This window comes from Peribacillus huizhouensis (genome assembly GCF_014138605.1).
Lineage (GTDB): Bacteria > Bacillota > Bacilli > Bacillales > DSM-1321 > Peribacillus > Peribacillus huizhouensis.
The window spans coordinates 67,659-78,906 of sequence record NZ_JACJHX010000016.1 but is presented as its reverse complement, the minus strand read 5'-3'; the positions used below and the strand labels follow the sequence as shown (position 1 = coordinate 78,906).

At 36.9% G+C, this 11,248-nt stretch carries 5 protein-coding genes; 2 read left to right on the top strand and 3 right to left on the bottom strand.

Annotation, left to right across the window (positions count from 1 at the left end; all coding sequences use genetic code 11):
* Positions 1-769: 769 nt before the first annotated feature.
* Entirely contained in the window at positions 770-2,008 is a 1,239-nt protein-coding gene (locus HNP81_RS19230; protein ID WP_182503698.1) for a HupE/UreJ family protein, read from the bottom strand.
* 300 nt (positions 2,009-2,308) lie between these two features.
* On the opposite strand from HNP81_RS19230, the gene HNP81_RS19225 reads away from it, so the two are divergent.
* Entirely contained in the window at positions 2,309-8,017 is a 5,709-nt protein-coding gene (locus HNP81_RS19225) for an Ig-like domain-containing protein (protein ID WP_182503697.1), read from the top strand.
* A gap of 454 nt (positions 8,018-8,471) precedes the next feature.
* Here HNP81_RS19225 and HNP81_RS19220 read toward each other — a convergent pair whose 3' ends face one another.
* On the bottom strand, positions 8,472-8,585 hold the full coding sequence (locus HNP81_RS19220; protein WP_246399474.1) for a LuxR C-terminal-related transcriptional regulator: 114 nt from the start codon (positions 8,583-8,585) through the stop codon (positions 8,472-8,474).
* A 226-nt stretch (positions 8,586-8,811) separates the two neighbouring features.
* On the opposite strand from HNP81_RS19220, the gene HNP81_RS19215 reads away from it, so the two are divergent.
* A complete protein-coding gene (locus tag HNP81_RS19215) occupies positions 8,812-9,555 on the top strand; it encodes an SDR family NAD(P)-dependent oxidoreductase (protein WP_182503696.1) in 744 nt (247 codons plus the stop codon).
* Positions 9,556-9,676: 121 nt separating this feature from the next.
* Here the strand turns inward: HNP81_RS19215 and HNP81_RS19210 are convergent, their stop codons facing one another.
* Positions 9,677-11,146, bottom strand: a complete 1,470-nt coding sequence (locus HNP81_RS19210) for a LuxR C-terminal-related transcriptional regulator (protein WP_182503695.1) — start codon at positions 11,144-11,146, stop codon at positions 9,677-9,679.
* Positions 11,147-11,248 lie beyond the last annotated feature (102 nt).

The window sequence follows — 11,248 nt, the reverse complement described above, 5'->3', positions numbered from 1 at the left end:
GAGACCGCCCGCGGAAAGCGAGTACCTGCAACGGAAATCAACCCGGGTTATTAGTGTAAAAATGATTGAAAAGCAACAAAGTATGTGAAAACAGCATAAAAATAAGAGGTTTTTCATGGGTTAAGAAAACTTACAAAAGCCTCTTTTTTTCATTTCTTGCGTTACGTGGTAAGAAACATTAATCGTATGGTTTCATTTTTCTGTTTGAGGGCAACTTTCTTGGTAAGTAAGTGGACATGCACGGTTAGTAATCTAAAAACGGTAAATTCCCGTTAAAGATGTTACAGTAAAATTTAAAAAAATCCTTGAAATACCGCACTCTTAGTACACACCGTTAAAGATAATACACACTCTCAGCTTACGTACGGCATGATGTAATAACGCCCTCAACCCTTGATATGAATGGGTTTGTTAGTGAAATATCAGAGATATGCTAACATATTAATAACAATAAAATTAAAGAAGCTTCTCATAAGTTGACTAAACTTGTGGAAGCTTTTTTCTTATTTCTTTCGTAAATGGGATATACATTATTGGTAATCTGATCATCTAAATGCTAGAGCCTTTCTATGATTTGCGCAAGAGTAATTTAATCTAATATAAAGCAATAACAAAAAATAGCTCTAACAAAATATCGAAAATTTACCATGTATAAGGGATTAGCCTTATTCGTATGTAAACCATACTGATGGAAGTTTCACTTTATATCAAAAAAGTGCCCGATTGTAATATGAAGTCGGGCACTTTCATATGTTTTCTCATCGTCCATTTAAAATAGTAGTCTTTCAATTAACCATGCTCCACCTAATAGGAAAGCAACGATGGAAACAATCATAATGATTTTCTTAGAATGCTTTGATCGATAGATGAAATATAATAGCGGCAATAGCAGTAAGACGATGGCCAGTTGGATTATTTCTATTCCAATATTAAAACTAGTTAAATCAATGGCTAAGCTACTTTTTGGTATATTCATCTCTTTGAGGATATCAGCAAAGCCCATTCCGTGAATTAGCCCGAAAACAAATGTTATGATCCAACGATAGCTAATCTTTTGACGAAAAATATTTTCCAAAGCTACATAACAAATACTAAGGGCAATGGCCGGTTCTACGAAACTTGAAGGGATGTCAATGATGCCTAATACTGTCAAGGTTAATGTAAAGCTGTGAGCAATCGTAAAAGCAGTAATGGTTGTTGCAATCTGCTTAAATGTTTGTCTGGCTATTAGAAGTGAAAGTAGAAATAGTAAATGATCATAGCCTGTTAGAATATGACTCATTCCAAGTTTCAAAAATGAAAGCCAGGAAAATGATGTTGCTGTATGGCTTGGGTTTGCTTGTTCAGATTGTTTTTGGTTAGGAGTTGGCTGGGCCACTTGCTCTCCAGGAGATGGTTGTTCTTGCTGAGCCACTTGTTCTCCATTGGATGACTGTTCCTGCTGAACTTCTGTAATCAACATCGTCCAAGTTCGGTTTTTCCCTTCTAATACGGCTTCACTTGTTTCACCTAAATATGATGCTGAAATGAGATTGATATAATTAGTCCCCGTATCATTGAAATAAAACCCATCATTAAAAACAAGTGTGTCGCCAGGAAAAAATACTGGAAAGGTCATAGTTGTAGAAAGAAATTCTTTATTTTCCTTCTTGATGATTTCCATTTTCTCAATCTTCGGTGTTTGTTCCTTATTCCCCTTATCAAGTGTAAGACCTTCTGTAATTAATTCTTCTAAATGGTGTTTTTCTTTTTCGATTTCTGATGATTCAAGAATCCAGTTTTTGTTTTTATCAATATCTGGTACTAATTCTAAGATGGATAATGTGTCGATAGAAAATATCATCTCTGTTTTGTTAGAATCCATTTTAATAGTTGTATAACTAGCACTATATGCATGTGCTGAAGTATTTGAAGGGAAGGAAATAAAGAAAAGGAATAAAAAAGTGAATAACATCAGAGTTAGAGATCTGACTTTCAAGAGTTGTTGAACTTTGTTAGCATGCGACAAAATATGAATCCTCCTAAATTTGCTATATTAACATATTTTTGTAGTAATAATGAAAACAAAAGTATGAACGAATTCACTTTAGATATAATCATATTTTGTTGGTGTTTGTATATAGAAATATTTAGCATTACGATTTTTACTTATTATCAACATTTATTTTACAATAGATTAATATTTTGTTATATAAAATTTTGTACACTTATGCTGTGAATGAAATGTAGGAATGAAGAAAAGGGCTATTCAAATAATCTTCTTATCTACATTACATGCAAAAATTTACAACAAAAGGGTGGTTAATGGATGATAACTAAAAATCGGACGTTCAGACGTTGGACAAGTATGTCTGCGGCAGCGTTTCTATTGATTAGCACATTTTTGCCAAGTGGTTTAATAGGCAAAGCACATGCAGAACAAGCTGATCATGTTGTAATTTCACAAGTATTTGGGGGAGGAGGTAATTCAGGGGCTCCTTACAATAAGGATTTTATCGAGTTATACAATCCTACAGATCAAGCAATTGACCTTGCAAATTGGTCAGTACAGTATGCATCCGCTGCTGGAACATCATGGACAGTGACTCCGTTAGATGGCACAATTCCGGCTCATGGCTATTATCTGATTTCGGAAGCAGGTGGTGCAAACGGTAGTGATATTCCAACTTCAGATGCTTCGGGCGCAATCGCTATGGCTGCGGGAGCGGGGAAAGTGGCTTTATTTAACGATCAAGTTGCCAAAAGTGGAGCAACACCAACTGGCGCAATTGATTTTGTTGGTTATGGTTCTACTGCAAACTCGTATGAAGGATCTGGAGCAACCAAGAATTTGTCAGCTACAAATAGCGCCCAACGCAGACCCTATGCAAACGTTGACCCATCTCTTGGAAAAGGGAATGCTTGGGATACAGATGACAATGCAGCCGACTTTTATGTAGGAGGTGTTGTTGAACCAAGAAACACTGCAAGCACTCCGGAAGTTCCTATGGTTCCGGCTATTAGTTTACAACCAAAAGGAATGAATATTCAATATGTACAACAAGGAACTGAAATAACTGTTAAAGGTGCAGCTGATGCAGTTGAACCAGGTTCAACGGTTAAGGTATATGAAAGTGCATCCAAAGGAACTGCGCTTGCGACAGCGACTGCAGAAAGTGATGGTTCTTTTGATATAAGCTTCTCATCTGATAATGCACTAACATCGGTATTTGTTTCTGCCTTGCAGGGCGAGATGGATGAAAGTGCTGCAATCCAAATAGATTCAGCAAAAGCAAGTGCAGCTATCGCGCAAGCAAAATTAAGTTACGTGATAAACAATGGTGTTGGTACTTTAATTGGTGGCGCAGGTGCTGCGGTAGCTAACTCGATTATCAATGTTTATCCGAATGATCAAGCTAGCGTTGCTGAAAGATTAGTTGCAACAGAAACGAAAGCTACTGCTTTAGGTGATTTTTCTATTACGATTAATGATGCTCCTGATACGGTTTATGTGACACAATTATCAAGCAGTGCTAAAGGAATCATGTTAGAAAGTGCCGCTGTATCTATCACAAAAGCTGATACGACTGTCCTTTCACAAATTAAAGACGTTCGGGAATCTGATGCTAAGGGTCAGCCTGTAAACCTAAATAAGTTCTTCACGGTTGAAGGGGTTGCCACAGTTGACACCCAAATTCTTGGAACTCAAAAGCAGAACTTTTATATTCAAGATGATACAGCAGGAATTAATATCTTTAGTGGTTCATTAGACGCAGGTTTTAAAGTTCTCAAAGGTGATAAATTACGTGTTACGGGTAAAGTACTTTATTACAATGGTCTATCAGAATTTGAACCTACCTCCATTGTGAAAATTAGTGAAGGTAATCCAATACCGGAAGCAAAAACTCTTACAATTAATGACTTAAATACGTATGCAGTGGCAGAGCCGCTTGAAGGTAGCCTAGTAACTGTAACAGGGAAAGTTTCAGCTGTGGCAGTTACTGGTGCAAACTATAATGTTACTTTTGTAGATGAAAATAATAAGGCAACCACATTGCGGGTTATGGGAGCAACTGGTATTAAGCCTGATACGGATCTTGTGATAGGTAAAAGTTATACTGTTACAGGTGTACTAGGACAATATACTACAAATGTGTCAGCCACTAACGGGTACCAGCTTTACCCTCGTGATGTGAATGATATTGCTCCGATTCTAGGTATTAAACATTCAGCGTTAACAGAAGTATACAAAGGCACAGATGTAGAATTTGAAGCAAATGCAGATGGAGAAGAATCGGTAACGGTTTACTACAGAGCAACTGGAACTGCTGAATATACTACATTACCGATGGGGAAAGGCAGTGAAGGACGTTATACGGTAACATTGCCAGTAGCTAATGTACCTCAAAATGGATTCGACTATTATATTGAGGCCAAAGCTGGAGAGCAGGTACAAACAGCTGGAACAAGTGAAGTGCCATATGCAGTAACAGTAATCGATGATACTGTTGGTCCAGTAATTAGCGGCGAAACACCGCAAAATGATACGAAAGTAGAAAGTCCACAACCTGAGATTTCTGCTTTGATTAATGACCCAAGTGGCATTAAAGAAGGTTCAGTTCACATGTGGTTGGATGGAACTGAGCTAGCAGCACCCGCTGCAACAATTAGCAATACACAAGTAAAATATACACCTGAAACAGATCTTTCACTTGGAACGCACACTGTGAAAGTTTCAGCAAAAGACGGAAGAGATAATCTGACTGAAAAAGAATGGACATTTGAAATCGTTCCACGTTTTACAGGTGGAAATCACTACCGTGGTACAACACACAACCACACTAACATCTCACATGATGGTACGGGTACACCTGAGGATGCTTTAAAAGCAGGTAAAGCCCACCATTACGATTGGTTTGCATTCTCAGACCATTCACATGATATTGACCCTGAAAAACTGGGTACAGATACTGTAGTCCGTGATGGGATGCAGGAGCGTACTGGTGGTGATCAGTGGCAATTAACAAAAGACCTTGCCAAACAATACACAAAAAGTGATTATGTTGTATTCCCAGCATTTGAAATGACCTCTACTACATGGGGACACTCAAACATCTTCGGTTCAGATAATTTTATCGACCGAAATATCAATGGTAAGCAGTACCAAGACTTAAGTCAGTATTACGCATGGGTAATGACATACGATGACATAGTTGGTCAATTTAACCATCCAGATATGTCTGCAAATGCTTTTAACAACTTTAAACCGTACAATAAAGACGTAGATAAATTATTTACGATGTTAGAAGTTGGAAATGGTTCTGGACATTATGGATATGCAAATGCTGAAGGTAAATTCTTCTCAGCATTAGATTTAGGCTGGCATGTTGCTCCAACTTATGGTGAAGACAATCATGAAGGAACCTGGGGCCAAGTAAATGCTCGTACTGTTATCGTTGCAGACGATCTTTCACAAGAATCACTTCTTCATTCTATGCGTAATATGCGTGTGTACATGGAAGAAGATCCAAACTTCACGTTGGATGTTTTAGCGAATGGATACTATATGGGTTCCACAGTGGATAGCAAAACATTAAAGTTTGACATTAAAGGAAGCGACCTTGTAGCTGAAGCACATAATGATAGCGACTATAAATATCTTCCGACTTCTTATAAATCAGATGATCGAATTGCAAAAGTAGAATTGATTTCAAACGGTGGAAAAATAGTGGATTCGATTTCTCCTATGGAAAAAGACTTCACATGGAACCCATCCTATACGGTAGAAGGCGGCCAGCAATGGTTTGTCGTAAAAGTTACACAAATGGATGGCGAACAAATTTATTCTTCACCAATCTGGTCAAAAGAAGAATCTGTCGATGTAAAAGTTAACGATATTAATATTGATGGTGGCGTTATTATTGGAGGGAACCCTTCTAAATTAACGGCAACGGTTGCAAATAACGGTACGGAAGCCATTAAAAACCTTAAGGTAGACTTCTACTACGATGAAGTAAAATCTGATAATTTTATCGGAACAAATAACATTTCATCTATTTTAACGAAGAGCTCAGCAACAGCAACAGCTACATGGACAAGCCCGATAAAAGGCGACCATCAGTTAATTGTTGTTGTCACATCAAATGATGGTATGGATATTGGTGATGTGAAATATTCGTTGCCAGTAAAAATTAAAGAGCCGCTGGGCATTAATGTATTAATCGATGCTGCTCACGGCAACGAAAATACAAGTGCTGACAGTGGATCGTATAAAGATAACTTAAAAGCTTTTACACTTATGCTTCAAAAAGAAGGATACACTGTAGCGGAAAATAAAGTAGCACTTACTGATGAAGTATTAAGTACTGTAAATGTATTAGTACTTACACATGCAAGAACAGCACTTACTGCTGATGAAAATGCTGCAGTAGCCAAGTTTGTGAAAAATGGCGGTTCCTTATTAATGGCTGAAAAAAGCAATAACGGTACAAACCCTACTATTAATAATGGATTGCTAACTGATATTGGCTCGGCTATCCGAGTAGGCAACGATGGGGTATTTGATGATAGTAAAGCCGGAAACTTCTGGAGCGATCCAAAGGTAAGCCCTTATGCAGTCAGAGTCCATCCAGGATTAGTTTCCAATTATATTACGGATCGCGTATCGTTTGTCGATTACTATAGCGGAACGAGCTTGTCTGGGGATAATAATCAGCCGCTAATAGAAAGCGGTACGGTTACAATCCTTGCGAAGGGAAATGAAACGACCTACCAAGGAAATATTAAAGGTGGATATACGTATGATGCTGTTTCCGATGAGACGGGCGGATCTGCTATTCCGTTAATCGCATCAGAGGAAATTAATAATGGGCGCATTGTTGTTTCTGGTATGAACATCTTTAATGACAAACAAATGGATGAATCTTATGAACCAAAAGGAAATGACGAATTTACACTAAATGCGTTAAATTGGTTAGCACATCGTGAAACAGAGGTTTCAAAGATTGCTGATGTTAGAAAATTAGCAGATGAAACAGATGTTGTTGTGGAAGGCACGGTCACTACTGGAGCAGGAGTATTCTTCGATGCCTTCAACCTACAGGATGAAACTGGCGGCATCATGGCATTCCAAGAAGTTCCAGATGGTTCTTTAAAACTGGGCGATAAAGTACGTGTTTATGGCCATATTAAGACTTTTGATAATAACAAAGAATTAGAGTTTACAAATTTCTCTAAAGATGTTATTAAAATCGGTACTGGTGAACCTCTTCAACCAAAGGTAGTTCCGACTGGCGAGGCAACATCCGCTGCCAACCAAGGGCTTCTTGTTAAGGTAAATGGAAAAGTTGTATCGCAGTTCGATGAAAATTCTTATGTCATCAATGATGGTTCTGGTGATGTGCTAGTATTTACAGATGGTTACATTGTGAACCAAAGCAATGTCCCTGTACCCGTTCTTGCAAAGGGTGACACGTTAGAAGCCGTTGGACTTTCAGGTGAATTTGCCCAAGGAACGCGGATTCGTGTAAGAGATACTAGGGAATTAATAGGTACTCGAGCATCAGGGTCTGATCCAACGGAATCAGACACAACAGCACCTATTGTTAGTGGAGTAGAAAACAATCGTTTCTATAATTATAATGTCACGATTACCTTTAATGAAGGTACAGCAAAATTAGATGGTAAAGAGTTTGCAAGCGGAACGAAGGTCACTGCAGAAGGAAGTTATACATTAGTAGTAACAGACGAAGCAGGAAATGTAACGACAATACAATTTACGATTGATAAAACAGCACCAAAAAAACCTAAAGTGGATAAAATAACTGCTGATACGACAAAGGTAACAGGTGAAGCAGAAGCTGGTACGATTGTTGAGGTAAAAGATGGCAACAAAATACTCGGCAGCGCCGTAGCAGATAAAAAAGGTCAATTCTCAGTTGAAATTGCTAAGCAAGAGGCCAAGAATGATCTTTCTGTCTATGCGGAGGATCAGGCTGGTAATATAAGCTCAGTTACAAAAGTAAATGTAAAAAAATAAGGCAAATGAAATTAGGCAGTCTATCAAGAAAAGGCTCAAAAGCTGAAAGCTTTTGAGCCTTTTTGTGCTGAAAAGTCGACTAACCCACTTTCACTGCTCTGGTTTCTTTCTACCGAAATATAGAGGGACTTATAGTGACTGCTAACATTTTTCTAACGCAATCTAATGAAAAACGATATATTTCCGTTAAAGATGTTACGGACAGAATTTAGCAAAATCCCGCTATACCGCACTTTTCTCACCTAGAGTTAAAGATATTACATACTCTCATCTTACGGGCGGCATGATGTGATCTGCCCTTTTGCTTGTTGCGGCATCAATGGCTTTACGAGTTGGAAAGCGTACCAATGTTCGTAATATTAGTACGCTGTCACCACTCTTTGAAGGAGAACCAGGCGCTTTATTTAATATTAATTATGATAAAGTGTATTGCTTAGAAATTAAGTTAGCAATCCTAGATGGAACCCAGATGACAAAACTGGGGACGATTTTTAGCTTTTAACTTTAACATAAGACTACTTATGTAGTCTCTAACTGTATGCTCGCTTAGATGGAGGAACTTCCCCATTTTTTTATTATCGAATTACCTATATATTGAGGATGTGAAATAAGGATTAACCATCAATATAAAGGATAGTTCTAGCTACTGTGAAATTGTAAAATTAAAAATATGAAGAATTTGTGACACTTTTCAAAATACGGAATCACTCTTGAGTAAATTTTTAAAATGAGGACAAAGTTTTAGCGCAAACAAAATATATTAATATTTTGCATAATCAAAGGGGGAATTACATATGACAAATTTAAGTGACAAGGTTGCAATTGTAACAGGTGGTGCTTCTGGTATCGGATTATCTACTGTGAAGGCTTTTGTAACTAAAGGGGTTAAAGTGGTGATCGCTGATTATAACGAACAAGGCGGTAAAGATGTTGAGCAAGAATTGAAAGCTACAGGTGCAGATGTTTTGTTCGTGAAGGTCGATGTTGGCGATGAAAAATCTGTAGAAAACCTAGTTTCTGAAACGGTTAAACATTATGGTCAAGTTGATGTATTGGTGAATAACGCTGGAGTAGCGGTAAAGGCCTCTACTCACGAATTATCATTCGAAGATTATGATAGAGTTATTCGAATTAACCAAGACGGTGTATTTTTTGGGATGAAATATGCAATTCGTGAAATGTTAAAAACGGGTGGCGGTTCCATTGTGAATACAGCTTCTATGTTAGGGCACGTTGGAAAATCAGGAGTGTTTGCTTATAATGCAAGTAAAGGGGCAGTTAATATTATGACTAAATCTGTTGCTCTTGAGTACGCAAAACATAACATTAGAGTAAATGCTGTTTGCCCAGGTTATGTTGAAAGTGGCTTGGTTAACAAAGAAGCACTAGGTGAAGCCTATGATGAGCTAGTTGCGAAACACCCGATTGGAAGACTTGGAAGATCCGATGAAATTGCACACGCAATAATATTCTTGAGTGAAAATGACTTTGTCACAGGTAGTTCTCTAATGATAGATGGAGGTTATACTGCTCAATAAGATAAAACAGGGAAATGGAAGAGTTGTGCAAATTCCGAAACATGTGTCACACAACTTCTATTAAAAAGGGCAGATCACTAATGAGTGGCTGCCCTTTTGCGTGTAAACGGTATTAATGGCTTTAGGTTAACAATCCTAGGCGGAACCCAGATGATACAACTTGGGTACGATTTTTAGCTTTTAACTTTAACATAAGACTACTTATGTAGTCTCTAATTGTATGCTCGCTTAGATGAAGGAACTCTCCCATTTTCTTATTATCGTATCCATCTGCTAGGAGAGTTAATACACTAAACTCACGATCAGTTAATTCGATATTATTACTTGGTGATACATTATGATCGAAATTCTTTAGAAATAATCCTATTCTATTGCAAACTTCCTCTATAAGTTGTAAATCCTCTTGCGTACAATCAAACTCTTTTCCCACCTGATCCAAAGTCACCCAACCGAGAACTTCTTTATAATGACATATTGGAGCAACAATGAGTGAAGATAGATTGAATAACTGAATCGTCTCATCTTTTACCGTATGTACGGGGTTTTTAATAAATATTGGCTTTCTTGTAATTAGCATGGTATGAAACAACTGATTCGGATATACGTATCCTTGTGTTTTTTGAACCTTTGATAATTCTTCACCAATAACACCTTTAAACTCATTTGACCAAGGGATATATGCATAGAAAACACATCTTTTATAGTTAAGCAGCCTTTCGCATTCCTTTATTATTTTTATGAAGTCATTGCTTCCAGAGTAGCTTATGAGTACTTTATTAAATTCATCTAGAATTTTAAGTTTATTTAGTAAAGTTTTTTCATATTGTGCATTATTACTAGCGAAAACATTAAAACGTAACAGATAATTTCTGATTGTTTCTTCTTGTTCCTTATCTAATGTTGTTTTCGGGTATAGATATATGCTAGTTTCACCAACATTTAAAGCTAGTGAATGCTCAGATAACTCGTTAAATTGAGCATTGTCTGTATCTAAAAGCGGATAAAAAGGAATTCTTCGGATCGTTTCTTGTTCTGTTCTTACCCAACCCAATATGACAGGGCTAGTTATATTATGATGCTGAACAAGAAAAAGTTGTTGAATTGGAAATAATTCCAAATATGAAAGTAACAAGCTCTGTGAAGAATGGGAATGAAAATCATCTGAAGTTTTAATAGCATTCTTCCAATTAGAAAATAGGTTAGAAATTTTTGTAGCAATAATAGGTAAGTAAAACATATAGGAATAAGCCTTTACGTCTGCAGAATTTTTTAATAAATTTGCAAAAGACTTTTCCAGAATAAGGTGTAATAGGTATAAAAAATGATGATTCAAAATCATTGAGTACGTTTGTATCCAAGTCTTTAAAAGGGTATCTAAGTCGATTTGGGCTTTGTTTTCATTTGGTTCAGTTAAAATTTGCAAAAATGAACTTGCAAGAAACTCAATAATAGATTGTTCTTCTTTGGATAGATTTAATTCTAATCTTATTTGCACATTAATACTCATTTGAAGTTGGGTTTTATTTTTTTTTAGAAAGATTTTAAATTCCTCAAATGATATATCGTTATAGGGAAATAAATCAGGTCGCATTGAATAAAGTATCTCCTTTAACGGATAAATTACCTATATATTGAGGGTGTGAAATAAGGATTAACCCTTAATATATAGGATAGTTCTAGGTGGCTGTGATAT